The organism is Cerasicoccus sp. TK19100, assembly GCF_027257155.1.
Taxonomy (GTDB): Bacteria; Verrucomicrobiota; Verrucomicrobiia; order Opitutales; family Cerasicoccaceae; genus Cerasicoccus; species Cerasicoccus fimbriatus.
This window is the reverse complement of the sequence record NZ_JAPWDU010000002.1, coordinates 468,893-495,230: the sequence shown is the minus strand read 5'-3', so window position 1 is coordinate 495,230 and position 26,338 is coordinate 468,893. Positions and strand designations below refer to the sequence as shown.

Here is a 26,338-nt window from a genome sequence, read left to right as displayed (position 1 = left end):
GAAGACCAAGGAAATTCGGCCTGAGGTTATTCGCTAAATTGGTCCAGCCGCTCGTTGCGGCTTTCTTCCATTTCCTGCTGCTGCTTTTCGATTTCGGCCTCAATCTGCTCGGCGTATTCCTGGTAGAATTCAAAAAGTGGACTTTCCTCAAAGCCGGGTGATTGCACCGCGGCAATGCAAGCCGCCAGCCCCACGACGTAGAGCAGCAGCGGCTTGAAGGCGCTTTTGATGTCCACGATGATATAGACCAGCGCGCCAAACGGCACCAGCAGGTAGACCAGCCCCCAGCCCCAGTGCCGCATAAAGGCGCGCACGATCAGGGCAATGCCGGCGGCAAACATCCAAAGGAAGCCGACGCCGATCACGATGGTGTGCCAGTAATCGAATTTTATCGCGCAAGCGATGCCGCCAAGAACCAGTGTGATGGCGAAAAAGGCCGATTCGAAGGAACCCAGGCCAAAGCTCTCGAAGAAGCCAACCTTCGACTGCGCCACGATGCGCGGCTCCTGCTTGGCTGGCGCTTTTTTGCCCTCTTGCTGAGGGCCGGCATTGAGCATGTCAGTGACGTTGATACCGGCATCCGCATTTTCGTCAGCCTCGTTAACCGACTTGTATTTACGCTCGGCACCAAGCTTGAGGCTCGTGGGTCTATCCTCGCTGGCGTGAGGCTCGGGTTGCTTGGGTGCCGGAGCCTCTGCCAATTCCGGGACTTGGGCGATGGGCGTCCACTCGGCCATGCCGTTTTTCCACACCGGGGTGGTGGCAGCGATTTTCTTGCTGGCGACCATGTTTTTCATTTCGTCGCCGGTAAACGGGCCAACCTGTTGGCCGGACTCCGCGTAGTACCAAATTTTTTCGTGAGCGTCGGACATGTGAGTAGTATGCGATTTAATATGAACAAACAAAGCCGGGCTTGGCCAGCCTGTATACATCGATTTAATCGATTGCGCCGAAGGGAATTACCCGACACAACGACCCGATGATCGGCGTGGTTTTTCCCAGTTCTTTTGAAAGCGCGGACCTGCTTAACCAGATGACCGAGCGCGTGGCGGCGCGCCCGGAGAAGTATTGCGCGACCTGGCTTGGCAAGCTGGAAGGGCAGGAAATCGCCGTGGGTGTCGTGGGCATGGGGCCACCGCACTGCGCCTCGCGAACCGAGAGCTTTATCGAATTCTACCAGCTCAGTCATTTGATTTTGGCGGGGTATGCCGGCGCGCTGGACCCTGCGCTCAAGCGTGGCGAAGTATTCATTAACCGGGGGCAGGGGAAGATCCACACCGCACGGGATGTCATCGCGACCGCCGAGGACAAGGCCCGTCTGCTCGCCGAAACCGGTGCCCCGCTGGTCGACATGGAAAGCGATTTCATCGCCGAAGTCGCGCAAAAGCATGACTTGCCGCTGACGGTTATTCGCGCCGTGAGCGACTTGGCCAGCGAAAGCGTGCCCGTCGACATTCTGCAACACAGCTACGACCAGGAAAAGGGCGTCACCACGCCGTTTCGTCTCGGGCTCCACTTGGCCGTCCACTGGGGGGATATACCCCGGCTAATGCGCTTTTTGAAGCCACTTTCCGGCGTCCGGCGCGCGTTGACCAGCGTCGTCGTGAAGGAAGTCGCGAAGCTGGCCGAGGAATAAGTCCAATCGCTGAGAGGGCTGGCTGATTGTCGTCGAGCGGTCTCCAGCGGGCTCGATTCGGGTTTTGCCTGGCTCACATCCGAGCGATGCTACGTATCGTTGTTTCGGTTTCGGGCGAAATTTAATGCAAATGGCCATCTATGGTCGACTGGGAGTGTGAAGGCCTGAGGCACAATGACCCTGAGGCTGGTTGTTTTTCCTCGTAATTTCACATTTTCAACTTTCCCACTGGAGGCACCCGATGATATCGTGATTAAAAAGCAAAGCGCTGAGCCGGCTTAATGAAAATTTGCGCGCTGTTGCACACGATTTGTGAGCACTGAACCTTTGCCTTTTGCAGAATCTGCCGATATTTATTAGTTATAAGTGTCATCAATACGGCTTATGAAGAGCCTTCGCCCCAATCGACAATCCCCCTTAGCAACCTGAACGCATGCGCTCCCTGACTCTGAACCAAAAAATAGCTATCCCACTGGCCATCATGATGTTCCTAATGATATTGATGGCTACTTCGTCCCTGTATACCCTATCGATAGACCGTAACGTCGCCGATCAAATCAACCAAAGCGTCGACAAACAGCGAGCCTTGGCGGGCATTGAGTCACATTACATCCGCTTGCTCATGGCGGAAAACAGCTACGCGCTCTCAGGCCATGCCGAATACCGCACGACCTTCGTCCAGGAAAAGCGTGAAGTTCAAAACCGCCTGAATGAGCTCAATGCTCTCGAATTGACGCCAATCGAGCGCCAGGAAGTGGAAGATTTCCAGGCTGGCCTAAATCGCATCAGCGAGGAGATGGAGGCGCTATTCAGCAAAGAAGATCTACAGCAGATCGATGACGCTCAGCCCACATTCATGCTCCTTAACGACAGGGTGGCGGTCACAATGGCAGACCTGATTGAGGAGCTTTCCAATAGCATTGAAAACGAAGTCGAACACTCGGTGCATCGACTGGAGAAGGCTGACGAACGCGAGCTCTGGTTTACCATCATTCCCATTGTTTTAGTGTTACCGATTGCCGCCTGCGTCATTTTCTTCACTATCACTCACGTCACGAAGCCCTTGCTCAGGCTCGTGGATATGGCAGAGAAAATTACTATGCGCGACTTCTCAACCCGCATGGAAAGCCGTTCCCTGGATGAAGTTGGCAAGCTGACCAGCGCCTTCAACGCAATGGCGGAAGAAATCGAGCGTCGCTACGACGAATTGGAGAGCTTCGCTTACATTGTCGCCCACGATCTGAAGAACCCGATCGCCAGCATTTATGGCTTGGCCGAGTTGCTGAAGCAGGACCTCGAAAACCAATTGAAGCCCGATGAAAAAGAGGCGCTAGAAACCATTGAATTCGCGGCAGAGTCCATGAACACGCTCATCACGGAGCTATTGGAGTTCGCGCGCGCCGGTAAGGTGGAGCTTTCTCGCGAACCCGTATCCATGAACGATATGCTGAAGGATGTCGTCCAGCGTTTGAAGCTCTACTGCAAGGAGCGCGGCGGACGAATCGTTATCAAGGGAGACTTGCCGGCGATCTACTGCGACCCCGTTCGCTTTACTCAAATCTGGACAAATTTGATCTACAATGCGCTCAAATACAACGACAAGCCCGAGCCGACGGTCAGCATTTGCGCCGACGAAAAGGTCAAGGGCATGCATCGCTTTAAGATCGAAGACAACGGCATCGGCATCGAAGAAAAGGACTTTCAAAATATCTTTCTTCCGTTTCAGCGAGCGCATGTCGATGGTCCCTACGAAGGGACCGGCATTGGCCTGGCCATCGTTAAGCGCGTCATCGATTTCCACCGCGGCAGAATCTGGGTGGAATCCCGAACCGGCGAAGGCACGACCTTCTTCCTGACGGTTCCCAAAATACGCATCGCGAGCCAAGGCCAGGCCACATCCACATAGACGCGCTTTCCCCAGAAAATCATCTTCGCCTAGATATCCATTGCCCCCACTCATTCAATGTGTGGCGTGGGGCACGAATCCTCTCAGAAGAGGCGAAGAGCAAGCCAACCGAAGCAACTGAGCCAAAATAAGAAAGCTTATTCTGTTGTTATGGAAAAGCCTACTGCTGTGTTTTCAAAAAGCCACTACTGTTGTTTGTCCAACAACAGTAGTGTTGTTACGTCGACATAGCCACTGTTGTTGAGGCAACATAAGTGGTGTTGTCGCAGCAACATAACCTCCGTCCTTTGGGGAATAGCCGAGCGCTGGCTCAGCCATGAGCAGATAGAGGACACCCTAAGCATTGATGGTGATCAATGTTTAATTCTACGTTTTGCCACTTTTGCCCTTCTTATAGCCTGCTACTCCTTAGTCCATACTTCTTCAAGGTCAACATTACTTCTGGCACTGGATATCCTCAAATTGCCATCCTTCTGCAATACTATTGGCGAATTCCCAATTTGGTAAAAACCATCTATTAAAACCACTTCAGATCTCTGAACAGGAAAGCCTGGAAACGATCTTTTGACTGCTCCATCTTTAGATATCTCAATAGTAACTGTGTCTAATTCTAACTCTGAACTTAGATACGCACGAGAAAGCTCAGCCTTCACGCTTTCATCAATATTTGAGCTCTTGAGGATTTCCAATGTTAAAGGAACATTCAGTCGCCAAACGCCTACTAGCCGACCATCAACACTGGAATTACCCTGTTTATTACAAGATGATGCCAGTAGCATTATCACAATAGCAGCGATATTCAATATCCAGTTATGCTTAACCATCAAATAATAGGAGTGAGTATGGGGCGTACGAATTTTATTTCAAATATAGATTAGTATTCGTGTATGAATTCCAAGTTTAACCTGAATGGTACTAAGATTTGGTCGTATAACGGTAATCATTTCAGCCTTATGGGGGAGAGCCATGATCATTTGTTTTCTTGGCTTGGGAGTAGGTGCAGCTCTTTCCTTCCTCGCGAGGAATTATTCACGTGGGGCTTGTCAAACGCGCTGAGTTGGCTCTTATCTCATTCATGGGCAAGCAGAAAGCAGTTGTCATTGGTAGTGGATTTGGTGGTTTGGCCGCGGCCATTCGGACGCAGGCCAAGGGATATGATGTCACTTTGCTGGAGATGCGCGACAAGCCGGGAGGGCGCGCGTATGTCTATGAAGATCAAGGGTTTACCTATGATGCTGGGCCAACGATCGTCACCGTGCCTTTCGTGTTGGACGAGCTTGCCGAAGTCGCTGGAAAGAAGCTTTCCGATTACATCGAGATCGTGCCCTGTGATCCCTTTTACCGCATCTATTTCGATGACGGCAAGGTCTTCGATTATCGTGGTGACAAGGAATCGCTGGAGGCGGAAATCGCCAAGTTCAGCCCCGAGGATGTTGCGGGATATCGCGAGTTTCTGGCCTACAGTGAGCAAATATTTGATCGCGCTTTCACCGATCTGGCCGATCACTCATTTCACTCTATTTGGGAGATGGTTAAGGTCGCTCCGGACCTCGTGAAACTGCGCGCAGAGCAGTCTGTTTTTAAGCGCGTCAGCCACTACATCAAGAACCCGCAATTGCGGCAGGTTTTCAGCTTTGAGCCGTTACTCATTGGAGGCAATCCGCTGCGTTCTTCGGCGATTTACGCAATGATCCACTACCTGGAAAAAACTTGGGGCGTGCACTTCGCGATGGGCGGCACGGGGGCTCTGGTCAAGGGCTTGGTGAAGCTGTTTGAAGACATTGGCGGCACATTAATCACCGGTGCGCGGGCGGAGGAAATCGTGGTTGAAAACGGCAAGGTGAAAGGCGTTCGCGCGATTCTGGGCTCGCAGGAAGAGGATTTGGCTGACGCCAGCCATGTGCCGGGGTATCGGTTTACCGCGAAGTCCGATGAATACTTTGAGGCGGATGTCGTCATTAGTAATGGCGATGTGGCCAACACCTACCGTAAGCTCGTCAAGCCCGAGCATCGTCGCAAGTGGACGGACCCGCGGCTGGAGCGCATGAAGTATGCGATGAGCTTGTTTGTGATCTACTTTGGCACGGACCGGACTTACGAGCACCTGCCGCATCATAGCATCGTTTTAGGACCACGCTATGAGGAGCTTTTAGGCGATATTTTTGACAAGAAGGTCGTCGCTGAGGATTTCTCGCTCTACCTGCACGCGCCGACGCGCACGGATCCCAGCTTGGCACCTCCAGGCTGCGAATGCTTTTATGTGCTGAGCCCGGTGCCCAACCTGAAGGGTGGTCAGAATTGGGCCGATATTAAAGAAGAATACGCGGATCGCATTCTGGCCTCGTTGGAGAAAGACCACCTCGTCCCGGATCTGCGTAAGCACTTAAAGTCGAAGCTTATCTTCACGCCGCAGGATTTCCATGATCGTCTGGATGCGTTTCAGGGGAGCGCGTTTCAATTCGAGCCGTTACTCACGCAGAGCGCGTGGTTCCGTCCGCACAACAAGAGTGAGGACGTCGATGGTCTCTATTTTGTCGGCGCGGGAACGCATCCTGGTGCCGGTCTGCCGGGCGTCATTAGCTCGGCCAAAGTGTTGGACAAATTTATCGAACCGATACGCTGAAAATCACCGAATCGTCATCTTTTTCCTTTTGGCGACTCTTCTGGATGTCGCTGTTGCGGATCATGACTTTGCCGTCGTAAACCCAGCGGTAGATACTTTTGCCTTCGCCTGCGTTGAATTTTACGCGCTTGAAGGAAAGCTCGCGCGTGGTACTGCCAACCTTGAAGGACACGGCGCATTCTTCCGATTCGTGGCTATCGGCGTCCGGCAGTTCTTCGGAAGCTCGCTTAATCTGATCAATGCTGGGTAGGAAACGCTTACTCATTTGATGAGTATTCAAATCTTTAAATTTCGTAACAAAGTCAAGGTTACGGCGAGTCAGTATTAAGACTTTTGAGCCATGTTTGGTGAAAATTTAATAGCTGGGGGTATGGCTGTAAATAAACAGGTAGAAGTCACTAATTTTTTGTTGGTGGCTTTGATGTAGGTGGGACTCGTTGAGCAGGGCAATGAGCGCCAGCCGTGACTCGTCCATCAGTATGGGTAGCTTTTGGTGGTTGAGATTTCCCTCATCGAAGCTGGCGTTGGGAATGCCTTTTCGCAGCTCCTTCCATTGGGAACTGATGTCCTCGCGAAAAGTTGTGACCTCTTTTAAATAGTCCAAGCCGATGCGGGACGGCGCACGCCGGGTGTCTGCCAGCACGGTCAAAATCGTGGAGAGTGACGTCTCGCCACGATTGAGGTCCACACGGGTAGGGCGGTCCTTGAAGTGGACATTGCCCTGATCGTCGATGATGACGGATTCCTTGGGAAAAATACGGCGAAGAAAGTCCTGCAACTGTTGCTGGTGATCACGCATCAATTTGCTGTAGCGCGTTAAATCCCGGGCCTTCCAGCGGATGACATCTGGCTCCTGCTCGATCAAATAATTAACATTTTCCGGCAGCGGGTAATAGCGCGGCTTGCTCAGCTCGCGGTGTATTTGAGTAACTGCTTCCTCAAAGCTGACGATGCCTTCGAACACGCCGAGCTTCAGCAGGAATGGGCGATTGTAGCGGGTTGCGTCGAGGTAGCCGTAATACATCTCGGGCTGGTCTTCCTTGAGCAATTCGAGATCGAACTTGTTCCAATGAGCGAGAATCGTCGACTGCTGGCCGTACATCAGTAAGACTGCGCCTTCCGGGCGCGCTTCCAAGACACCGGCGACAACGATTTCTGCGCCATTGGCACCGCGTAGCCGTATGCCCTCAGTTGCTTCAGGCACCTCGACTTGGGCCGGGCACACGCAGGCAAACAGCAAGAATATCAGGCAACAACAAAGAGGATACATGCGGGGCTGCATGATCTGAATCGTAAGCGGGATCGGCGCTATGTGAAACCTAAAACGCCGTTGAATCAACTATGCCAGAGCTAGACTTGGTAGGGGGCAATCGTATAGCTGAATGTGTATTGTTGGGGCGGGACGGTGTAAGGCTCGCTGGTTTGCGGGCCACAACTGCCAGTGCCCAAGCCGCGCTGTTTGTGGTCAAGGTGTATGACTGTCTCTGCGCGCTTTTTGTCCTCCAGCTCATGGGTGTGGTAGCTCGTGAATAGATCAGCATCGGTGTAGTGGCGCACGGAAAATTCGAAGGTTGGGGAACCGATGAACTTCAGACCAACTTTGCCATTGTCCAATGTGAACCAGCGAACGCCGGATTTATTGCCATTTTCCTGGGGCATGGCATATTTCACATATTGATCATCGACCGAGCCTGCGTAGAGGCCAACGGGTGTTCCCGCATCGCGGTCGATGTGGTTTTCCCACGGGCCTTTGCCAAACCAATGGACATTCTCAAATCCGGCCGGTGCTTGCATGACGACGCCTACGCGGGGCAGGGACGGCAGCTCGGAGTGGTAATCGCAAGTATTCTCAACGGATAGGTGGCCGCTGGGCAGCACCTGGACCTTCTGCTCATGGGTGAGTTCCTTTGCCTCATCTTTGCCTGCCCAGACGGTGCGTTGGGTAATCGCCGCGCCGTCGATGGTCAGCGTGCGCGACTTCACTTTCAGCTCGTTGAGTCCGGCATTGAGCCATTGCCCCATTGGCTTCTCATCCTGGCCGTCCCAACGGCGGATTCCGTCGTTGTCGGTCGTGGCGCGCCAGGCGCAGAGGTCCGCAAATTCATTGAGCAAGCTTTGTCCAGCAAAGTTGAGGCCGGTGATCTCGTGGGTCGCCGTGTTGGTTGTTAGCTGAACATCGCCGCAAGTGATGGTGGTCGTGTCGCCATCGGCGTTGACCGAAATTTCGCGTGATGCCGGTTCGGGCAGGGCGGGCGTTATTTCGCTGGCTGGCATTGGGATCTGCTCCCAGGCAACCTCATGGCCAGCCTCGCACCATGGAGTTGCCTCGCGCATTTCGAAGCGGATGTTCAGAAAGCTTTCCTGGTCGGCGCGGCGCGAAACCGCAGGCAAATTCAGCGTCACGATCTCGGATGCCTCCGGCACAGTTGCTAGTGCTGGCAGTTCACCTTGGGCAACGACTGCGCCTTCGGTTTCGATTGTCCATTTGCCAACATAGAGCTCAAGCGTGGTGAAGTAATTCTTGTTCGCTACACGGATTTTGCCCTGCGTGAGATCGACTGCGGTGACGCCGATCGGTTGCGCCAGCTTTTTAAACTCATACACGGACGGGCGAATCGTGCGGTCGGGCGCGACCATGCCGTCGGTGCAGAAATTGGAGTCGTGGATCGTCTCACCAAAGTCACCGCCGTAGGCCCAATATTCACGGCCCTGCTCGTCGGTGGTGAGGATGCCATGGTCGACCCATTCCCAAATGAAGCCTCCTTGCAGGCCGTGGTAGTTTTCGAAAAGCTCCCAGTAGTCCTTGAGCCCGCCACAACTATTGCCCATGGCGTGTGAATACTCGCAAGGGATGTAGGGGCGGTGGTCGGTTGTGGTCTCGGCCCAGCGCTTCACTTCTTCCAGAGAGGGATACATCGGGTCGATCATCTCGTTGTGGATCGGCTGGGTTTCGGCATAATTGCGCGGGCCCTGTTTCCAGGTGAGGTGGATTTCCCCTTCGTGGTGGAAGATGCGGCTGTCGTCGAGTGCGGCCATGGCGAGGCCCATAGCGTCGTGGTTTTCGCCGTTGCCCGACTCATTACCCAGCGACCAACAGAAGATGCAGGGGTGGTTGCGGTCACGCAGGATCATGCGCACGCCGCGCTCGACAAACTGGTTGCGCCAACGCGGATCGCGACAGAGCGACGGGTAATTCGCGTGTGATTCGAGGTTGGTTTCGTCGACAATGTAGAGGCCGTATTCATTGCATAGCTCATACCACAGCTCGTCGTTCGGGTAATGTGCAGTGCGGACGGCGTTGAAGTTAAATTTCTTCAGGATCAGGATGTCCTTGATCATGTCCTCACGCGTCAATGTGCGGCCCGTGGTCATGTGGAACTCATGGCGATTGACGCCGCGGATCATGACGGCCTTGCCGTTGGTCAGCAGCTGCCGGTCTTTGACGACGACGTTCTTAAACCCGATTCGCGTGGATTTCGCTTCGAGCAATTTCCCCGCATCGTCGTAGAGAGACACCGTCAGTGTATAGAGTGCGGGTAATTCCGCGGACCAGGCCTGGCAATTCGGTATCAGCGCAAACAAGTTTGCGGAGTAACCACTGATGCGGAAGCGGCAGTCAATTTCCTCGCTGTCTTCGTAAACGATTTCACCTGCCGGATCGCGTAGTTCGGCCTCGACGACAACGTTTCCTTGGGGGCCGGCGGGCAGATATGCGCCGAGGTCATAGCCGAGCTTGATTTGCAGATCCAGCTCTCCTTCCTTGGTCAGCGTGTCGAAATTTGTTTCGGCAAAGATATCCTGCAACCAGCATTTGTCGGTCGAGTAAAGAAACACGCGGCGATAAATACCGGCATGCCAGAACATGTCCTGGTCTTCCACGTAATTGGCGTCGCACCACTTTAGCACCTTGACGGCAATGGTGTTCTCACCCGCGTGGACAACCGAGCTAACGTCAAACTCTGACGGCAAACGGTTGTCTTTGGACATGCCCACGAAGACGTCGTTTACATAGACCTCAAAGTAGCTTTCCACACCGCCGAAATGTAGCACCGTGCGCCGCTCCACCCAGTCGTTGGACAGGGTGAAGGTGCGACGGTAAACGCCAGTCGGGTTCTCCTCGGGAACCAGCGGCGGCGTGTTGTCGTAGGGCATCTGGACATTCGTGTAGATGGGGCGGTCCCATAAGCCTTGCAGCGTCCATTGGGAGGGCACCGTCTGCGCGCCCCAGGAGGCGTCGTCAAAGGCGGCCTTCAGCATGTCATCAGTGACCTCCGATGGGCGGTGGAAGAGCGCAAATTGCCACTGGCCGTTCAGGCACTGGGTCCATGGGGATTTTTCACCGGACCGTGCGGCTTCGGCCTCTGGGTAGGGCAACAGGCCGGAATGCATGTCCAGCCGGTTGATATGTGTCAGTTCGGGGATTTCCCAGAGGTTCGTCGAAGTGCGGATAGGATAGGTCATTGGAGGGTTTTAAAAAGTAAGCCTGCAATTCACTAAGGGCATCCGCGCCGAGCAAGATTAAAGCGTGAGTTTGTTCCGGCGCGGCTCGCGGACCTTGCAGATCGCGTAGGTGGAGATGATCATGCCGCAGCTCGCGATCAGAGCCTGCAACTGCATGGAGTTGAAACTCGTCCAGTACATCGAGCCTACCAGCGAAAGCAAAATCATCGATGGACCATTTAGCAGGCCCGCCAAGGCACCATACGTCGGGCGTCGGTGGTCGGGTGCGATCTCCAGCATCAGCGTCATATTGCCAATCCCGTTGATACTCGCTGCCAGCATGGTGGTGAAGAAAAACAGCATGAAGGCAAAGTAGGTCTGCGCCATGGTTGCGCAGATAAAGGATAGCAAAAAGGCCACTCGTGCGATGACGAGTAGCATCTTTCCGCCCAAGCGATCCCCGAGCACGCCGCCAATCGCGTTGCCCACAAATTGCCCGACGGTGCTCGCGATCAGCGCGCTTCCTGCAAAACTTGCCGAGGCACCCAGCACGTCGATCGCGTAGATCGTCATATAGGGCACGACAAACTGGTTAAACGGTCCCGTGACCCGCATGATCGCAAAAAAGCGAAAGTCCCGGTCTGCACGCAAAATGGTCACGAGCTCATTGAAATACTCAGGTAGTGAACGGCTTCGCTTGATGGCGATTGGCTCAACCACGTTTTCCTGAATCTGGGTAAAAAACAGATACGACAGCACCAGAAATGCAAACGCGATCAAGTGTAACAAACCGAAGCCAAATACGCCGTCATACGCGCTGAGGATACGCTCCACGGCAATTCCCGCAAAGATACTAATCGTGGCTGCGATCAGGTTGCGCGTGGCCGAGAGCGATGAGCGACGGTTGGCCGGTACCGTACGCGCAACAAGCTGCATCCACGCGCCATGGCCGATGCCGCCAAACGCTCCGGAGAGAATCGGGGCCAGGACCAGGGCTGTCAGCGCGAGGCTTGGGCGTTCCTCTCCCCAGAAAATAATCACCAGGCCCGCTACCAGGAAGACCAGGCGTTGCGGCACGCCGGTGATCATTGAAATGCGCTTCATGTGGCGACTGCGCTCAATGAACGAGGCCGTAAATATTGGTGCCATGATGAGCCCCATGAACATCGCAATCGGCAAAATTGAAATCACCCAGTTGGGCGCGCCAAGCTCTTTGGCCATGACGGTGAGCACCGTTTGTCCGGCAATAAACGACATGCCGCCAATAAACAGGCCGCCTTCCAGCGAGTGCGCAAGGTAGTTCTTACGGTCGCGGTTCATCGAGCCAAGGTGCGGCTAGACCCGGCTTGGCGGCATGGAAGACTGAGCGATAACGCGGACATCAGCCTCTAGGCTGCGCGCGAAATCACAATTGCGCAACTGGAATGTTTTCCGTTTATAACGAGATATATGCTAGCTGGCCGTGGTCGCAACCGTGCTAACTTTGGTGCGCCAGATTTCCTGTATCGTCTTGAGCGCAGCCTGCACGACGCCGTCGTTTTGCCGGTGTTTGAGGTAGCCGATGGACAAGCAGACGCTGCCGCTAAACTGCGGCAGCACGCAAACGGTGTCGGCATATTTCGAGGCGTTGAGAATCTGCTTCGACACGATGCTCAAGCCAAGGCCGGAAGTAACGAAACTCAGCGTGGAGCAATCGTCGTTCACGGAGCGGATGCGCTCGTCGATTTTCAGGCCGCGGGCCCGCTGCCACTCGTGGGCAAACTTGTAATAAGAACAGCCCTCGCTGGCAAAAATCCAGGGATACTCCTGAAGCTGGCCGACCGGCGCATTCAGCAGGTCGTTCGCCCAGGCCAGGGGCGCGATCATGACCAGTTGACGCTCTTCCAGTTCGATGGAGGCGATGTCGGGGTTGCTGTTTTTGCCCTCGAAAAAGCCGACCTCATGCACGTCGTTGCGCAGGCCGTTGAGGATGATTTGGCTGGAGCCAAAGGAGCAATCAAAGCGCAGGGTGGGGAAGTCCTGCCCGAGTCGGTTGAAAATCTCGTCCAGATACAATGTCTCCGGAGGGTTGTTGATACCGATGCGCAGCGTGCCACTGATGTCCTGGCTCAGACTTTGAGCCTTACGACGCAGTTGAGCGGTCTGCTGAATAATGCTCTCCGCATCTTCCCACAGCGAGCGGCCGGCCTCAGTTAGCGCCATGCCGCGCGAACTCCGGGTAAACAACCGCACGCCGAGCTCATCTTCCAGCGATTTAATATGCGCACTGACCGATGGCGGGCTCAGGTATAGACGCTCCGCCGCACGCGAAACGTTTTCCTCCTCGGCGACCACACAAAACGTGCGCAGTAAATGGATTTCCAAGCTCATAACGAAATGATGCGTCCATTGATAAACAACTTCCGCCCCGAGGGCAACTGCGGGCTGTTGAATGTCTTGGACCGTGGAAAGAAGCGGAGGAGTCGGGCGATGCGCGTTTTCATGCGCCAAGGATAACACGCCCGCGTTTAATTGGCCATGAGTGATGCCTGAGGCGGTGTTCAGAAAAACTGAATACGCTAGCCGGGCAAATTAATGACCGCGTTGGGCTGCATTTTCAGCGGGTAGCCATTCTCCTGGTAATCGTAAAGATCGAGCACGCCGTCTTCAAATTCCAGGTAGAGGTAGCCGGAATTGTCGTCCCATTTGGGTGACCATGCGCCGCTGTTGGGAGTGAGGTAATATTGAGTGGAGCCGTCGGTAAAAGGGGTCTCCGAGGGAACCGGGCGCGCTACGTATTCCCAGACCTCGACGTTATCGATTTTGCGCTGGCCCTGTGGCACGCCGAGGGCGATATAAACCGCTTCCCGCGAATCCCCGATGGCAATGCCACCGCTCAGTGCGCGTTCCTGGGCAGGGGCGTCGAGCTTACCAAATGCCGTGGAATACTGTCTGGCGCGGTGCTCTTGCGTGGAGCCGCAGCCTGCCAGCGTGAGGATGGCGACCGTAAATATTAAACTACGAATAGCGCAGATGGACGCAGATGAAATCATAAGTGCTTAACAATGCCTAATCCGCGTTCATCCGAGATATCCGTAGGTAAAAAACGCGCCTTATTTGTCCGGCGTTTCCTCATCGGCGCTGAAGCCGTGCATGTGTTCGGACTCACCAGGGGTGGTCATTACTTTCCACATGCACCATGAAAACAGCACACATACGGCACCGACTGATACGCTCATAAAAATCCATCCACCCGCAGTCATGCTTGCTCCTTCCAGTTTTCGTGAAGTTTCTTGTAGCGCTTCACTGAGGAGACCAACACCGCAAAGAACGCGAACAAGATCGCGACCAGCCCAACGCTTAGCCAGGCCACGACGTTCGGTTTGGAATCCTCTGTGCCAATAAGATCCGTTACATAGCCGCTCAAATGTGCTTCGCCACCGGTAAAGCTGATCCCGAATACATTGGTGAGCACAAAGCACACGAAAATAACGATTAAAAACAGCGGGCTGACATACTTCATGATGAAGCGATACACGCCGGGTATTTTGATCGCTGCGCCCTCATGGGCTTCTTTGAAACCGCGATCAATGCCGAATACCCAACCGAACAGGATGATCTGAATCGTCGCCAAGACAAAGATCAGGAACGTGCCGACCCAGAAGTCCAGCGTGTCCAACGCCTTGATGCCCGCGCTGAAATATACCACAAAGCCACAACCAATCGCGGTGATCAGGCCGAGGATCGCACATGACCGTTTGCGGTCGGCCTTCATGGTTTCCTCAATAAACGCGATGCCGGGCTGCAGCATGGAGATGGAGCTCGTCATGGCCGCCAGGAAGAGCAGGAAGAACCAAAGCGCGCCAAAGGCATTGCCAATGGGCATTTCCGAGAAGACCAGTGGTAGCACTTTAAAGCCAAGGTCGAACGTGCCGAGGCCCGCGCCCGCCAAGCCTGCAACACCGATAAACGCGACAGCCGCAGGGATGGTAATTAGCCCGCCCAGCGCGACTTCGCAAAACTCATTGGCGCTGGTCGCCGACAGGCCGCTCAGGACGACGTCATCGTTCTTACGCATGTAGCTGGAGTAGGTGATTATCACGCCGAAGCCCACCGAGAGGGAGAAAAATATTTGCCCCGCCGCCGCGAGCCAGAGCTGCGGATTCATCAGCTGCTTCACGACGCCGACCGTTTCATACTCGTATTTCACACCGTTCTCGGTTGTGCCGCTAATGGCCGAGTAGTGTTCCTTGAAGTCTTTGTCGACGATCTCGCGTCGGGTCGTTTCACCGGTGGCGACATCGGTTTCCACAACGAACGACTTCACTGGATTCCAGAGAAAGCCCAGGCCGTTGTTGACGTTTTCTTCCGGCGCGGTGACGTCGGTTGAGAGCGTCATCACGCGGATTAATACGACCACCGCCAGTAGCACCAGCGTGGGCACGGCAAACTTGCAGAAAAACTCAATGCCGCCCGAAATGCCGCGAAAGATCAGCACAAAATTCAGGATGAAGACGAAGAACAGGAAGATCGCCACATTGCCGATGCCAAAGCCCTCGAAGGCCTGCCCGTCTTTCTCAATGCCGATGAATGAGGCCCACCACGCCTTGGACTCGTCGATGGTGGTGAACTCCAGGTTGCCGAGGGCGAAATTGACCGCGTAGCCCAGGCACCAAGCCTCAATGTAAACATAATACATATAAATGACCACCGGGATGATGACCCCGATGATGCCGATGTATTTCGATGCCGGACTGCGCCAGATTGCGTTAAAAATGCCGGGGCTGGAGTTGTAGCCTTTCTGGCCACCGTGACGGCCCATGGTCCATTCCGCCCAGCAGATCGGCAAACCGATCAACAAGAAGGAAACAAAGTAGGCGATCATGAAGGCACCGCCGCCGTTTTGGGCGACCTGGCCGGGGAATCGCAAAAAGTTACCCAGACCAACCGCGCTACCGGCAACCGCCAGAATGACGCCCAGCCGCGAGTTCCATTGTTCTGTTTTGGGAGAGGATGATGACACGTTGGGGCCGCATTTGAAGCATACCGTAGGCCAAGAGCCAGAAAAAAAACGTTTCCGCGCCGTTACATCTCCGGATAGGCCTCTTGAAAGCTGCGAATGACCTTGGCTGTTATTTCGCCGGATGCTCCAGCCAGCTTCTCCCCATCGATTTCGCTGACGGGCTTAATCTCGAAGGAGGAGTTGGTGAGGAAAATTTCTGTTGCTCGGCGCAGCTGGTCAACGTGTGGCGTGCGTTCGCGAATGGCCGGAAATAGCTCCAGAACTTTGCCGCGAATCACGCCGGGCAAGGCACCGCTTTCGATCGAGGGCGTGCAGAGGCATTGCTCATCGTCGACCCAGAAGAAATTGCTGATCGCGCCTTCGATGACCTGTTGTGACGCATCGGCGAGCAGGCATTCATCCCACTCTGCGGCGCGTGCCTCCATGTGGGCCGAGCGAAAGAGCGCGTAGTTGTTGTGCTTCACGGCGGACAACGGAGAGGCACCCGGGTGAGGCCAAGAGCTGAGCGTTAGGCGATAGGCGGCGGGCGGATCCGCGCGGCGCGGCGGCGTCACGAAAATCATATAATCCACGCCCTCATAGCGTGGGTGGCAGGAGATGCGGACTGCGCCTTCGGCGACTTTATTCAGGCGGCCAAGCTCGATGATATGCGCCAGGGCTGTGTCCGCATTCAGTGTTAACTCGATACAGAGCTGCTGCATGTTGTCGGTGAATCGCCGCCAGTGTTCGTCAAAAAAGCGGGGCTTGCCAGCATGCAGTCGAATCGTGGTGAAGCAGCCGAGGCCATAAAGCACTGCGGGCTCGATGATACCGATCTTGGCCTCGCTGTGCCCCATAAACTCACCATTGAAAACAATCTGCATGCTGGAATCCTAGAGAGTTTGTGCGCCGTCGCAAAGCTGATTATTGCTCGCTGAGCGCGGCAAAGAGTGCCTTGGCTTTGTGGAGGGTTTCCTCGTATTCGGCTTCGGGTTCGGAGTCCCAAACGATACCGGCACCAACACCGAAATCCGCGCGGCCTTCTTGGCAAGTGATGGTGCGAATGGCGATGTTAAGGTCGATGTCGCCATTGAATCCGAGCCAGCCAATGGCCCCGCAAAAAACATCGCGCGGCGAGGGCTCTTGGTGGGCAATGATCTCCATAGCCATCAATTTGGGGGCACCGGTGATCGATCCGCCGGGAAACGTTGCGCGCAGCAGATCCGCGAGCGTCACGCCGGGCTTGAGCTGCGCTTCGACCTCACCAATCAGGTGGTGGACGGTCGCATAGCTTTCCACCTGGTAGAGCTTGTTGACCTTCACGCTGCCGAACTCAGCAATGCGGCCGAGGTCATTGCGCTCCATATCGACGATCATCAGCAGCTCGGCGCGTTCTTTAGCGCTTTCCAGCAGTGCGTCGCGGGAGGCGTCATCCTCGGCGGGAGTCTCGCCACGCGGGCGGGTGCCTTTGATCGGCCGGGTGATGATGCGCCCACCTTCGACGCGCAGAAACATCTCAGGCGAGCTGCTGAGGATTTGCCGGCTGCCTTGGTCGAGATAGATGCTGTAGGGGGCGGGATTGTGGCGGCGAAGACGGTTGTAGAGAGTGCTCGAATCGCCGAGAAATGGCGTTGAGAAAAACTGTGCAAGATTGGCCTGGTAGATGTCTCCGGCGGCGATGGACTCGCGGATCGCAGATACCGACTGCGTGTAGTTTTCGCGGCTGCGATTAGCGGTGAATTCTTTGCCGGCGAAGGCCGGGCCATCCTGAGCGGGGGGCAACCTCAGGATGTTCATCAACTCATTCAGCGCGGTCTGCCCCTCGGCATCATCGGTGGCGCGCAGTGAGGCGACGCCATCTTCATGGTTAAAAACATAGACCGCCGAGTAGAACTGAAAATGAAAATCCGGCCAATGCCTTGCGCGGCCCGAGTTGTCGCACTGCCCCGCAAGGCGACGACCAAACTCATAGCTGAAATGGCCGACCGCGCCGCCAGCAAATTTTGCGTCATTACGGCGGGTTTTTATCTCGGCTTCGAGATGCGCCAGTGAGTCGGTGTCGATGTATTCGACGCCCGCCTTCGTGATGCGCTCAACGCGTGGGCCCCAAGCGCGGAGGGTCAGGCTCGGGCGGGCAGCGAGGATTGAGTAACGCTGTATTTCGCTGGCACCTTCGCCACTGTCCAGCCAGCAGCAGCCCACCTCTCGCCGCAGGCGGGCAAAGGCCTCGACGGGATGCAAACTGCTGGGCTCAATCAATGCCATGCGTGCTATCCTGTGCGGCGGCTGGCGTCAGTCAAACTTACGAACGCCCTCGTGGCCAACTTCCTGTAGCCAGTCAGCCACGGCTTTACCCAAGAGCATAAAATCCGGTGCCAACTCTGCCCAGGGGACTAGCACGAATGCGCGGCGGCAGGCCTCGGCATGGGGGAGGGTGAGCTCCGGAGAGTTCAGTGAAACGTCGTCGAAAGCCAGTATATCGATGTCCAGCGTGCGCGGCCCCCAGCGGACTTCGCGGACGCGGTCAGCCTGCTTTTCCAGACGCTGGCAGCTTTGGAAGAGCTCCATCGGCTCAAGCGATGTCTTTATTTCCACCACGGCGTTAAGGTAGTCGCCTTGCTGGACTGGCCCAACGGGAGCCGTTTCGTAAAAGGAAGAGCATCGGCAGTCTTGTATGCCATCGGTTTGCTGCAAGCGCTGTATCGCGTCCAACAGCGTAGCCTGACGATCGCCGAGATTGCTGCCCAGCCCAAGGAATGCCCGCGCCACAGCGTTAGGCTTGCGCCAGTTCGATGGAGCGCTGCTTGGCGGCGATCACGGCGTGGCGAACGATGTCGCGCAGCTTGTCTTCGGTGAACTGCTCCAGGGCGGCTTGTGTGGTGCCACCTGGAGAGGTTACCTGACGGCGCAGTTCTTCGGGATGTTCGTCCGAAGCCTGAAGGAGCAGGCCTGCACCGATGACGGTTTGGCGGGCCAATTTTTCCGCCACGTCCTTGGGTAGACCGGCGGCGACGCCTGCCTCCGCCATGGCGGCGGTAAATTCGAACACGTAGGCCGGGCCGCTGCCACTGACAGCGGTCACCGCGTCGAGTTGGTCTTCCGGTACGGCAACCACTTCGCCCAATGCGCCGAGGACTAGCTGCACGATTTGTTTGTCGGTATCGTCCAGGCGTTGATCACTGGCATAGGCGCTAATGCCCGCACCGATTTGTCCGGGTGTATTTGGCATGGAGCGCACGCGATTGCGGGCCTCGGGGAAACGTTCGTTGATCCGCGCCAGGGTAGTGCCCGCGAGGATGGAAATGATTAACTGATCTTTGGCGAGCGCGCTGATGGTCGCATCCAAGCCGTTGAATTGCTGAGGCTTGCAGGCCAGGACGATGATGTCCGACTGCCCCAGCAATTTTTCCAGCTTGGGTTCGTATATGATGCCGGTGCTGTCGGCGAGCTGGGGACCGCTGGGATCTTCACCGCAAGTGCAGCCGATTTCGCCCGGGCTGTAGTGACCAGTTTTCAGGAGGCCCCGCACCATGGCGGACGCCATGCGGCCAGCGCCGATAAATGCGACTTTAATCATGGCGGGTGGCGGCCGAGGAAATGTTACCCGATTGCGTGGAAATAATTGCGGGCCCTTGTGGGCTGTGCTGCGACGGGCTGGGCGGTTTTACCGGGTCCAGCGTAGGCTGCTTGATCGGGTGGATCATCGTGGCCACGCAGCCTTTCTCAGCGCGGTTAACGAGAGTCAGGTCGCCCTTGAGATTTCGCATTGAGTGGCGTGCCATGGTCAGGCCCAGGCCGCGGCCAACGGATGTTTTCGAGGTAATGAACGGGTCGAAAATATGGTCGCGAATGTCGGCGGGGACGCCTTGGCCTTCGTCGATCACTTTGATCAAAATTGTTTCGCCGTTGTCCGACATCTGGACCTTGATCGCAATTGCCTTTTGGTTATCGTCAATGTTCTTGGAATAGGCCTCCCAAGCGTTGACCAGCAGCTTGAGCAGGACGTTTTCAAAGACTTCGCTGTTGGCCTCGAACTTGTAGGTTTCCGGGATGGAGTATTCGACCGGGATGTCCATTTCGATCTCGTATTCCGTTTTAAAGCGGTCCAGCGCGCCATTGATGAGGATGCCAATTTCGAGCGGGGAAATCTGGACGCGCTCGCTGGTGGCGATTGAGCTGAGGTGGCGAATGATGTTCACCATACGCTGGATCGCCTGATCCATCAGCGAGACGCTGCGCTTGACCATGTCTGGGCTGTCGTAGCCGTTGCGGAGCAGATCGAGGTAGCCGACGACGACGCCGAGCAGGTTATTCAAATTGTGCGCGATGCCTTGTGTGATAGCACCCACGGCTGCGCTGCGGCGGATCTCGCCCAACTGCGTTTGCAGCTCGATGTTTTCGCGGTAGATTTCCTGAATGCGCAGCTGCGTCTTTACGCGAGCCAGCGTTTCTTCCAAGTCGATCGGCTTGGTAATGTAGTCGACCGCGCCGACGCCGAGACCCTCTAGTTTGCCCTCCTTGGAGGACTTGGCCGTGATGAAAATGACCGGTATCGTCTCAGTGTCTTCGTTTTCCTTCAGCTTTTCGCAGGTTTCGATGCCGTCCATCTCGGGCATCATCACGTCTAGCAGAATAAGATCCGGCTTTCGGTCGGCCACAATGTTGAGGCATTCCTGACCATTGAAAGCGGTCAGCACCTCATAGCCCTCGCGTTCCAACTTCCGTTGGAGCAGCTTGATATTAATGGGCTGGTCGTCGACGACCAGTATGAGCTGTTTATTGGTTTCGGGAGGCACTGGCGCAGTATTTTGGGACGTCTGAGTCGGGGCTTTGTTAAGTTTTTAACAAGCCGCATAACATATAACGACCGGCAGTTGCCGCAAGTTAAATTAATCGTCGCGCTTAACCGGCTTTTTCTGAACCAGCACCATCGGCATCGCGACGACCAGCGTGGAAGCAGTTAAATCGTGTAATGCCTGGCGCTGTCGGTGCAAGAGCATGACGAGCAAATTGATCGGTAGTAAAATTATCGGCATAATAAAGCACGAGGCCTTGATGCTGGCCCGGACTCCGCATTCCAAAGGAGTTGGAGGCCCGGCGTGGCGCATGCTCATTACCCTTAGCCCAAAGACGGATTTGCCCAGAGAGCTTCCCCGCGTAAAGACTTCACTGAAAAAGAAGTAAAACCAGACCACCATACCCGTGAAGACTTGGGCAAACGCCACACCTTCCTGCGCGGCCAAGGGTGGGTCGGGATAGGTGGGATATGGCGCGTCCGGAGTGGATTGCCAGTGCTCGATTTGGGTGTTGGCCTCCTGCTGCCATTCGACGAGCTCCGGCCAGGCCGATGGATACATCGTAGGCCAGAATATCTTGGCCACCAGAAACGACGATACCAGCAAAATGACGGTAAAATCGAGTAGGGCACACAGGGTGCGCTTACCCCGACCCGCGATCTGAATCACCGGTATCTTGGGCAGCGGAGGAGGCTTCACGGGGCTGGATTCCGCCATAATCAGGCGTTGGACTCCAGACTGCGGCGGTAGGCGGCGACCGTGTTCTTCATCAGCATCGCAACCGTCATCGGGCCAACGCCTCCGGGCACTGGCGTGATTTGGGAGCACTTGGGCGATACGTTCGGGAAGTCTACGTCGCCGACGATACGGTAGCCCTTTTTCTTGCTGGCGTCGTCTACGCGGTTGATGCCCACGTCGATCACGACAGCACCTTCCTTGACCATGTCCGCAGTGATGAAGCTGGCCTTACCCATGGCGGCGATGATGATGTCTGCCTCGCCAACGACCTCAGCCAGATTCGAGGTGCGCGAGTGGGCGACGGTCACGGTTGCGTTACCGAACTCGGCCTTCATCATGAGCAGTAGAGCGGCGGGCTTGCCAACGATCAGGCTGCGGCCGACTACGACCACGCGTTTGCCGCTGGTGGCGGCGCCGCTGCGCTTGAGTAGCTCGATCACGCCTGCGGGCGTGCAGGCCACAAAGGCAGTTGGGTCTTCCTGGACGAGTTTACCGATGTTAATGACGTTAAAGCCGTCGACATCCTTGTCCGGCGATACGCGGTTAAAAATGACGCGTTCCTCGATGTGTGAGGGCAGGGGTGCCTGCACGAGAATGCCGTGCACCGCCGGATCGTCATTGAGCTTATCAATGACGGCGAGCAGTTCTTCCTGGGTAATGCTTTCGGGCTGAACATGCAGCGTGCTCTCGACGCCGATATTGGCCGCGACCTTCTGCTTCTTGTTCACGTAGAACACGGAAGCCGGATCTTCGCCCACGCGGACAAAGGCCACGCCGGGCTTGGGCCCATCCAGCTGAGCGAGCTCGGCCTTCAGTTCGTCCAGAATTTGTTCAGAAATGGCATTACCATCAATCAGTTCCATATGGGCGATTGCAGAAGCCCCCGCCGCCAATGGCAAAGCTAAAAATGCATTCGATAGCGTTCTTCGTTGTGTGGAGGTTGAGCGCGAAGATTGGGGGCGATTCGGAGTTGGCGTTCACTGGGCGAAGTTCCTCGTGTTTGTTCGATTGGCTGATTTTTCTTTTAAAAACGTGAATCAAACGTTAGTATTTGCGCGGATTCCATTTGGGGACAGTGATTTTTAACTGTATCCAAGTGGAGCCGATGAAGCCTACCCCAGGCTGAAAAACACACCCCCAACCCCCATCATCTATGACAACCGGCACCCTCCGGCCATTTGCTTGGCTGCTCTCTCCCAGCGCGCTGATTTTAATTGGCGCAACCCTGACCAACCCGCTAACCGCCCAGGTTTACTGGGATGCAGACGATCTCGATGGTGCCAGTGGCGATGGTATCTACTGGCATGATACTGGCAATTGGATCGGTGGCAGCCTGCCGTCGAGCTCCCAGGATATTGATCTGGACGGCGAGAATGTGGTGGTAGACGAGGCCGCCGTTTACCGCCATGTCTACGGTGGTTCGGGTGGCACGATATCCGTTGAAGCAGGCGGCACATTGTCGGTTCATGGTAGCTATGCGGCGATTCGGCATCTCTCCAGTGGCGGGGTGGCTGTTGGTGCGGGCGGGCTGCTCCTCGACGCCAATGACGATAGCGCCTCCGTGCGCTCGGCAACCACCGTGGAAACCGGTGGCCGCCTTGAGGGCTTCAGTATCACACAGGATAATGGCATCACCTTAAACGGCGGAGCTTTCGCGCCCTTAGGGACGAACTCCGGCAATCAGCGGAAGTTCAATATCAAGGTCGGCAGCCATGTGGATATCAACACGGGCGTGATCGAACTGGACGTCTTTGGTGACGACGATGCGGAGTATTTTGACGTCAGCCACTCAACGGGTGCTTTAACCCTGGCGGGAACGAATGGTGGTGCTGTTTGGCTGGTCCCGCAGGGTGGTTATGTGCCAGCGGTGGGGCATTCGTATGATTTATGGGATAACTCTGGCAGCGGGACGGTCAATGTTGGCGATGCCAGTAACGTCATTATCGAAAATTACGCGGCCATTTGGGACACCACGGTTTGGGCTACTACCGGTGTGTTAACGATCGACTCCTTTGTCTCAGGCGCGGTCTCACTTTACGCATCGGACTTCGAAACCGATGAATCCGGCACGACGCCATTTCACAGTGAGCCCGCCTCTCTATACCACGACGCCACCGCTGCTAACGCCGGAGCGGCAGATGGTGCAATGGTCTTTGGCGGTGAAGGCGCTAGCTGGGAATACCTAACGCTTCGCTTCCCGGCAGAGGAGGGCGAGTCGTACGAGGTCGTCATCCGCAGTGCGGTCGTTGGCTCGGGTTGGAATTCTACCGACCACTTTGTGCGCTTGATCGAATCAGATGGCACGGTTTTGGAAACGACGGCAGACCTCGTCCTTGGCGACAACCAGACCATCATGCCTGCCACTGGCACCGCTCCCGCAAACACTGCGTATATCGAAATTTTCTGGCAACTTCGTGGTGTGGTGGCAACGGGCGACACGCGCCGCATCGAGATTTATCAGGTCGAAGTGACCCAACTCGGCGACGACGGGCCGCGGCCTTTCCTTGATCAGCAGCCCTACATTCAGCATCATCTCGGCTTTGTGAACGAAGACGTCACCGTCGACATGACTGACGCCTTCATCGGCAACGTGAGTAATTATACCAACGACGCCGGCATCCCCATGAGCGTCAGCGGCGATGTGTTGACCTTTTCGCCGACCACAACTCAGACGCTCACGGCGATGAATATCTATGCCGAAAACGCTGCCGGGCAATCGGTTAACGGCGCTACCGTTTACCTGCAAGTTGACGCCGAACCGGCAACCTTGGCCGCCAATTCTACGCTGGATACCGCAAAGCATGCACAACTGGACCACCAGTATGTCGAGCCTGGCCAGCATCTTTTCCCGATTAGCTGCGATGTGCTCTTTGCCGGTGGCCTCCCGCCGTTTGAATACACGATTACATCCGCACCTGCTTGGGTCGAAATGCCGGTCAATGGACTCGTTGGCGGCAAGTGCCCGACCAGTGCCAGTGCTGCGTCGACTGCGATTATTATTCAAGCGACAGACGCACGCAACGACACCGCCAGCGCGACGATTGACCTCGATATCATTGCCGCTCACGACCGCACGCCGACCCATTATCCAACGAATAACGCCGAGTTTCAGGCCGCCATCGGCACGGGCGGAAACGTCGTCCAACTAGCCACGAACACCACCTACAGCTGGGGCAACACATACGGCAAAGCCCTCTCAACCAGCTCCACCGAAGACCCGGTTATCATCCTTGGGGCCAGTGGGGCCAAGATCACGGAGGGCGGGCTAAATACCACCGGCCATTTCATCATAGAGAATGTCGATTTTGAACTGACCTCCGAGACGACGCTGTTGTCGCTGAAGAAATCCCGCGGTGTCCGCCTGAAGAATTGCACATTCACGGGCTACACGGTCACGGTCGATCTCAATGACGGCACCGAGTGGGAGACAACGGAGACCTTTCGCTATGTCGGCAACGGGGTGACGACCCGCGAGGATACTTACCTTGTGATGGAGGATTGCACGCTGTCGGACTTCAATACGGCGCTGTCCGCATCCGTAAACACGAAGGCATTTGGCGTCTTTGACACGGTGAGCCAAACGGTGGCCGACGACCACGCGTTCTTCCAGCAAAGCCGTGGCATCTGGCTGGAAAATGTCGAGCTGCTCGGCCACGAGGGCAACCACACCTCCGGGGAGCACCGCGACATCATCCAGTTCGGTAATCCCAACCAGCCGCCGAACCGCCAGGCGCTTATCCGCCGCGTATTTGGCTACGGCGATGGCAAGTCACAAGGCTCACTCATCGAAAACGAAGACCAGCGCATCAGCAGTAGTCGCATCCCGTATTGGACCGGCAACCATCGCGACTGGCTCATGGAGCACTGCGTATTTGTGAGCAACAGCCAGAACGGCATTGCCATGCGCGGCAACTTGAACTTCGAGGTGCGCAATTGCCTGAGCATTGGGCATCCGGATGAAGTTTATGACGGCGGCCCGGACCTCGCTTTTGGTAAGATTCTCATTCGGGAATTCAATCAAGGCGGCACGTTCACGAACAACATTGCCGATTATCTCTCGATTGAGGACGTAGATGAAAACGCGAACACCGACCACACCTACTCGGGTAATCTCGTCCTGGATGATCTCTCCGGTGGCTACGAGACCAACCGCACAGTGATCTTCCCGGACTACGATGACGACACCCTCACGATGAAGGAGCGCCTGATGTTCGATACCACTTGGGCAACGAATAATCCCGGACTTGGTCCTGATATGCTCCGCCCTTGAGGGCAGGTATCTCGCATATTTTCAAGCGCAGTCGGAATCACGCCGGCTGCGCTTTTTCAGTCTTGAGGGCTCTTACCGAAGCACCCGGATGTTATCCGCAGTGACTTCCAGAGGGACACTGCCTTTGATGCGCTTCATGACACCTTGGATTTCGACCCGTTGGCCGAAGTAGCTTTCAATAGTGCCGAAAATGATGGTGTCGTTAACCTTTACGTAGGCTACGGTGTCGTCGTTGGCGTCGAGGAGGCGGTAATCGTAGTCACTGCCGAAGAGGCGGTCCCAAGCGGTGATACGCTCGAATTTACCCTGAATGTAGCGCGAAACGCTCTGCGACATCGGGCGAATGCCTGCGGTGACGGGAGTATTGATGGCCGTGTCTTGCATCGTGACTTCCTGTAGTACTGGTGCATTGCCCGCATTGGATGAATTGGCTGGCGCTGAGTTAGCTGAGGCGCTCTGGGGCGCTTTGCCGATCGTGGCAGCCGGCGCAAGGGCAGGGGCGCTGCTGGCGGCGCTATCGTCGAGTCGGAAATAGGCGGGAGCTTCTCCCTCGAAGTAAATGGTGGCCCAGCCATTTTCGATGCGGGCAACTTCGGCTTCGTCGCCATCAATGATCACGGCCAAAACCGGGCTGGCCAGGTCGGGGCGCAGAAATGCCTTGGATCCGTTGCGGACGGTGTCATTGGCGAGGATCTCGCTGTCAGGCACGTAGCCCACGTATTTGCCCGGGTATTGGACGAACATCCAACCTTGGCCCGCGCCGCCGCCATCAAGCAAGGGCCGCGGCTCCAGGTCATTGAGCTCGTCCATGCTTTCCTGGAAATAGATGGTGCCGTTGATGTCGGGTTCCAGGTAAATATTCACCATGCGGTCCTGAGCAAAGAGGGAGATCGAGGCCAGGCATGCGCCGAGGAAAAGCAAAATGCGGGTCTTAAAATTCATCATAGG

General features: G+C 55.8%; 23 protein-coding genes. 5 read left to right on the top strand and 18 right to left on the bottom strand.

The genetic code is table 11. The annotated features are described in order from the left end of the window. Positions 1 to 26: 26 nt before the first annotated feature. Positions 27 to 872, bottom strand: coding sequence for a GYF domain-containing protein (locus O3S85_RS05580; protein ID WP_269538817.1), 846 nt, complete (start codon positions 870 to 872; stop codon positions 27 to 29). A gap of 107 nt (positions 873 to 979) precedes the next feature. Here O3S85_RS05580 and O3S85_RS05575 point away from each other — a divergent pair, with 107 nt between their 5' ends. After that, complete coding sequence (locus O3S85_RS05575; RefSeq protein WP_269538816.1) at positions 980 to 1,636, top strand: phosphorylase family protein; 657 nt, start codon at positions 980 to 982, stop codon at positions 1,634 to 1,636. A 502-nt stretch (positions 1,637 to 2,138) separates the two neighbouring features. Next, positions 2,139 to 3,542, top strand: coding sequence for a sensor histidine kinase (locus tag O3S85_RS05570; protein ID WP_269538815.1), 1,404 nt, complete (start codon positions 2,139 to 2,141; stop codon positions 3,540 to 3,542). Between the two features lie 401 nt (positions 3,543 to 3,943). Here O3S85_RS05570 and O3S85_RS05565 read toward each other — a convergent pair whose 3' ends face one another. Further along, positions 3,944 to 4,366 (bottom strand): hypothetical protein, encoded by a 423-nt coding sequence (locus O3S85_RS05565; RefSeq protein WP_269538814.1) that lies wholly within the window; start codon positions 4,364 to 4,366, stop codon positions 3,944 to 3,946. 251 nt (positions 4,367 to 4,617) lie between these two features. Here O3S85_RS05565 and O3S85_RS05560 point away from each other — a divergent pair, with 251 nt between their 5' ends. After that, the gene (locus O3S85_RS05560; protein ID WP_269538813.1) at positions 4,618 to 6,165 is read left to right on the top strand and encodes a phytoene desaturase; all 1,548 of its coding nucleotides are present in this window, start codon (positions 4,618 to 4,620) and stop codon (positions 6,163 to 6,165) included. Here O3S85_RS05560 and O3S85_RS05555 read toward each other — a convergent pair. The 15 genes from O3S85_RS05555 to folD all read right to left on the bottom strand — a co-directional run bounded on the left by O3S85_RS05555 (position 6,146) and on the right by folD (position 21,983). Beyond that, positions 6,146 to 6,430 carry a hypothetical protein gene (locus O3S85_RS05555; RefSeq protein WP_269538811.1) on the bottom strand — a complete coding sequence of 95 codons (285 nt, stop codon included), beginning with the start codon at positions 6,428 to 6,430 and terminating at the stop codon, positions 6,146 to 6,148. The genes O3S85_RS05560 and O3S85_RS05555 overlap by 20 nt on opposite strands. Before the next feature lie 90 nt (positions 6,431 to 6,520). Then, positions 6,521 to 7,447 carry a hypothetical protein gene (locus tag O3S85_RS05550; protein ID WP_269538810.1) on the bottom strand — a complete coding sequence of 309 codons (927 nt, stop codon included), beginning with the start codon at positions 7,445 to 7,447 and terminating at the stop codon, positions 6,521 to 6,523. Positions 7,448 to 7,515: 68 nt separating this feature from the next. Continuing rightward, positions 7,516 to 10,626 carry a glycoside hydrolase family 2 TIM barrel-domain containing protein gene (locus O3S85_RS05545; RefSeq protein WP_269538809.1) on the bottom strand — a complete coding sequence of 1,037 codons (3,111 nt, stop codon included), beginning with the start codon at positions 10,624 to 10,626 and terminating at the stop codon, positions 7,516 to 7,518. A gap of 57 nt (positions 10,627 to 10,683) precedes the next feature. Further along, the gene (locus O3S85_RS05540; RefSeq protein WP_269538808.1) at positions 10,684 to 11,925 is read right to left on the bottom strand and encodes an MFS transporter; all 1,242 of its coding nucleotides are present in this window, start codon (positions 11,923 to 11,925) and stop codon (positions 10,684 to 10,686) included. 132 nt (positions 11,926 to 12,057) lie between these two features. Beyond that, on the bottom strand, positions 12,058 to 12,975 hold the full coding sequence (locus tag O3S85_RS05535; protein ID WP_269538806.1) for a LysR family transcriptional regulator: 918 nt from the start codon (positions 12,973 to 12,975) through the stop codon (positions 12,058 to 12,060). Positions 12,976 to 13,163: 188 nt separating this feature from the next. Next, entirely contained in the window at positions 13,164 to 13,637 is a 474-nt protein-coding gene (locus O3S85_RS05530; RefSeq protein ID WP_269538804.1) for a hypothetical protein, read from the bottom strand. Positions 13,638 to 13,697: 60 nt separating this feature from the next. Beyond that, positions 13,698 to 13,823, bottom strand: coding sequence for a hypothetical protein (locus O3S85_RS05525; protein ID WP_269538803.1), 126 nt, complete (start codon positions 13,821 to 13,823; stop codon positions 13,698 to 13,700). Between the two features lie 20 nt (positions 13,824 to 13,843). Continuing rightward, positions 13,844 to 15,607: a sodium-dependent transporter gene (locus tag O3S85_RS05520; protein WP_269538802.1), complete on the bottom strand. Its 1,764-nt coding sequence runs from the start codon at positions 15,605 to 15,607 to the stop codon at positions 13,844 to 13,846. Positions 15,608 to 15,669: 62 nt separating this feature from the next. Next, positions 15,670 to 16,470, bottom strand: a complete 801-nt coding sequence (locus O3S85_RS05515; RefSeq protein WP_269538801.1) for an aminotransferase class IV — start codon at positions 16,468 to 16,470, stop codon at positions 15,670 to 15,672. 40 nt (positions 16,471 to 16,510) lie between these two features. Beyond that, the gene (pabB, locus tag O3S85_RS05510) at positions 16,511 to 17,851 is read right to left on the bottom strand and encodes an aminodeoxychorismate synthase component I (RefSeq protein ID WP_269538800.1); all 1,341 of its coding nucleotides are present in this window, start codon (positions 17,849 to 17,851) and stop codon (positions 16,511 to 16,513) included. A gap of 27 nt (positions 17,852 to 17,878) precedes the next feature. After that, a complete protein-coding gene (folK, locus tag O3S85_RS05505) occupies positions 17,879 to 18,355 on the bottom strand; it encodes a 2-amino-4-hydroxy-6-hydroxymethyldihydropteridine diphosphokinase (protein ID WP_269538799.1) in 477 nt (158 codons plus the stop codon). 4 nt (positions 18,356 to 18,359) lie between these two features. Next, positions 18,360 to 19,163, bottom strand: coding sequence for a pyrroline-5-carboxylate reductase (proC, locus tag O3S85_RS05500; protein ID WP_269538798.1), 804 nt, complete (start codon positions 19,161 to 19,163; stop codon positions 18,360 to 18,362). Beyond that, entirely contained in the window at positions 19,156 to 20,382 is a 1,227-nt protein-coding gene (locus O3S85_RS05495; protein ID WP_269538797.1) for a response regulator, read from the bottom strand. Before O3S85_RS05495 ends, proC begins: the two co-directional genes overlap by 8 nt. Before the next feature lie 93 nt (positions 20,383 to 20,475). Next, a complete protein-coding gene (locus tag O3S85_RS05490; RefSeq protein ID WP_269538795.1) occupies positions 20,476 to 21,099 on the bottom strand; it encodes an RDD family protein in 624 nt (207 codons plus the stop codon). A gap of 2 nt (positions 21,100 to 21,101) precedes the next feature. Further along, on the bottom strand, positions 21,102 to 21,983 hold the full coding sequence (gene folD / locus O3S85_RS05485) for a bifunctional methylenetetrahydrofolate dehydrogenase/methenyltetrahydrofolate cyclohydrolase FolD (RefSeq protein WP_269538793.1): 882 nt from the start codon (positions 21,981 to 21,983) through the stop codon (positions 21,102 to 21,104). Here folD and O3S85_RS05480 point away from each other — a divergent pair. Continuing rightward, on the top strand, positions 21,958 to 22,206 hold the full coding sequence (locus O3S85_RS05480) for a hypothetical protein (protein ID WP_269538792.1): 249 nt from the start codon (positions 21,958 to 21,960) through the stop codon (positions 22,204 to 22,206). The genes folD and O3S85_RS05480 overlap by 26 nt on opposite strands. A 67-nt stretch (positions 22,207 to 22,273) precedes the next feature. After that, complete coding sequence (locus O3S85_RS05475; RefSeq protein ID WP_269538791.1) at positions 22,274 to 25,390, top strand: hypothetical protein; 3,117 nt, start codon at positions 22,274 to 22,276, stop codon at positions 25,388 to 25,390. 72 nt (positions 25,391 to 25,462) lie between these two features. On the opposite strand, the gene O3S85_RS05470 is transcribed toward O3S85_RS05475, so the two are convergent. Further along, on the bottom strand, positions 25,463 to 26,335 hold the full coding sequence (locus O3S85_RS05470; RefSeq protein WP_269538790.1) for an SH3 domain-containing protein: 873 nt from the start codon (positions 26,333 to 26,335) through the stop codon (positions 25,463 to 25,465). Between the last annotated feature and the right edge of the window lie 3 nt (positions 26,336 to 26,338).

Bases quoted from the DNA above. Each gene is read 5' to 3' on its own strand.
- O3S85_RS05580 (WP_269538817.1), bottom strand. From the start codon at position 872: ATGTCCGACGCTCACGAAAAAATTTGGTACTACGCGGAGTCCGGCCAA.
- O3S85_RS05575 (WP_269538816.1), top strand. From the start codon at position 980: ATGATCGGCGTGGTTTTTCCCAGTTCTTTTGAAAGCGCGGACCTGCTT.
- O3S85_RS05570 (WP_269538815.1), top strand. From the start codon at position 2,139: ATGGCTACTTCGTCCCTGTATACCCTATCGATAGACCGTAACGTCGCC.
- O3S85_RS05565 (WP_269538814.1), bottom strand. From the start codon at position 4,366: ATGGTTAAGCATAACTGGATATTGAATATCGCTGCTATTGTGATAATG.
- O3S85_RS05560 (WP_269538813.1), top strand. From the start codon at position 4,618: ATGGGCAAGCAGAAAGCAGTTGTCATTGGTAGTGGATTTGGTGGTTTG.
- O3S85_RS05555 (WP_269538811.1), bottom strand. From the start codon at position 6,430: ATGAGTAAGCGTTTCCTACCCAGCATTGATCAGATTAAGCGAGCTTCC.
- O3S85_RS05550 (WP_269538810.1), bottom strand. From the start codon at position 7,447: ATGCAGCCCCGCATGTATCCTCTTTGTTGTTGCCTGATATTCTTGCTG.
- O3S85_RS05545 (WP_269538809.1), bottom strand. From the start codon at position 10,626: ATGACCTATCCTATCCGCACTTCGACGAACCTCTGGGAAATCCCCGAA.
- O3S85_RS05540 (WP_269538808.1), bottom strand. From the start codon at position 11,925: ATGAACCGCGACCGTAAGAACTACCTTGCGCACTCGCTGGAAGGCGGC.
- O3S85_RS05535 (WP_269538806.1), bottom strand. From the start codon at position 12,975: ATGAGCTTGGAAATCCATTTACTGCGCACGTTTTGTGTGGTCGCCGAG.
- O3S85_RS05530 (WP_269538804.1), bottom strand. From the start codon at position 13,637: ATGATTTCATCTGCGTCCATCTGCGCTATTCGTAGTTTAATATTTACG.
- O3S85_RS05525 (WP_269538803.1), bottom strand. From the start codon at position 13,823: ATGAGCGTATCAGTCGGTGCCGTATGTGTGCTGTTTTCATGGTGCATG.
- O3S85_RS05515 (WP_269538801.1), bottom strand. From the start codon at position 16,470: ATGCAGATTGTTTTCAATGGTGAGTTTATGGGGCACAGCGAGGCCAAG.
- pabB (WP_269538800.1), bottom strand. From the start codon at position 17,851: ATGGCATTGATTGAGCCCAGCAGTTTGCATCCCGTCGAGGCCTTTGCC.
- proC (WP_269538798.1), bottom strand. From the start codon at position 19,163: ATGATTAAAGTCGCATTTATCGGCGCTGGCCGCATGGCGTCCGCCATG.
- O3S85_RS05490 (WP_269538795.1), bottom strand. From the start codon at position 21,099: ATGGCGGAATCCAGCCCCGTGAAGCCTCCTCCGCTGCCCAAGATACCG.
- O3S85_RS05480 (WP_269538792.1), top strand. From the start codon at position 21,958: ATGGCATTACCATCAATCAGTTCCATATGGGCGATTGCAGAAGCCCCC.
- folD (WP_269538793.1), bottom strand. From the start codon at position 21,983: ATGGAACTGATTGATGGTAATGCCATTTCTGAACAAATTCTGGACGAA.
- O3S85_RS05475 (WP_269538791.1), top strand. From the start codon at position 22,274: ATGACAACCGGCACCCTCCGGCCATTTGCTTGGCTGCTCTCTCCCAGC.
- O3S85_RS05470 (WP_269538790.1), bottom strand. From the start codon at position 26,335: ATGATGAATTTTAAGACCCGCATTTTGCTTTTCCTCGGCGCATGCCTG.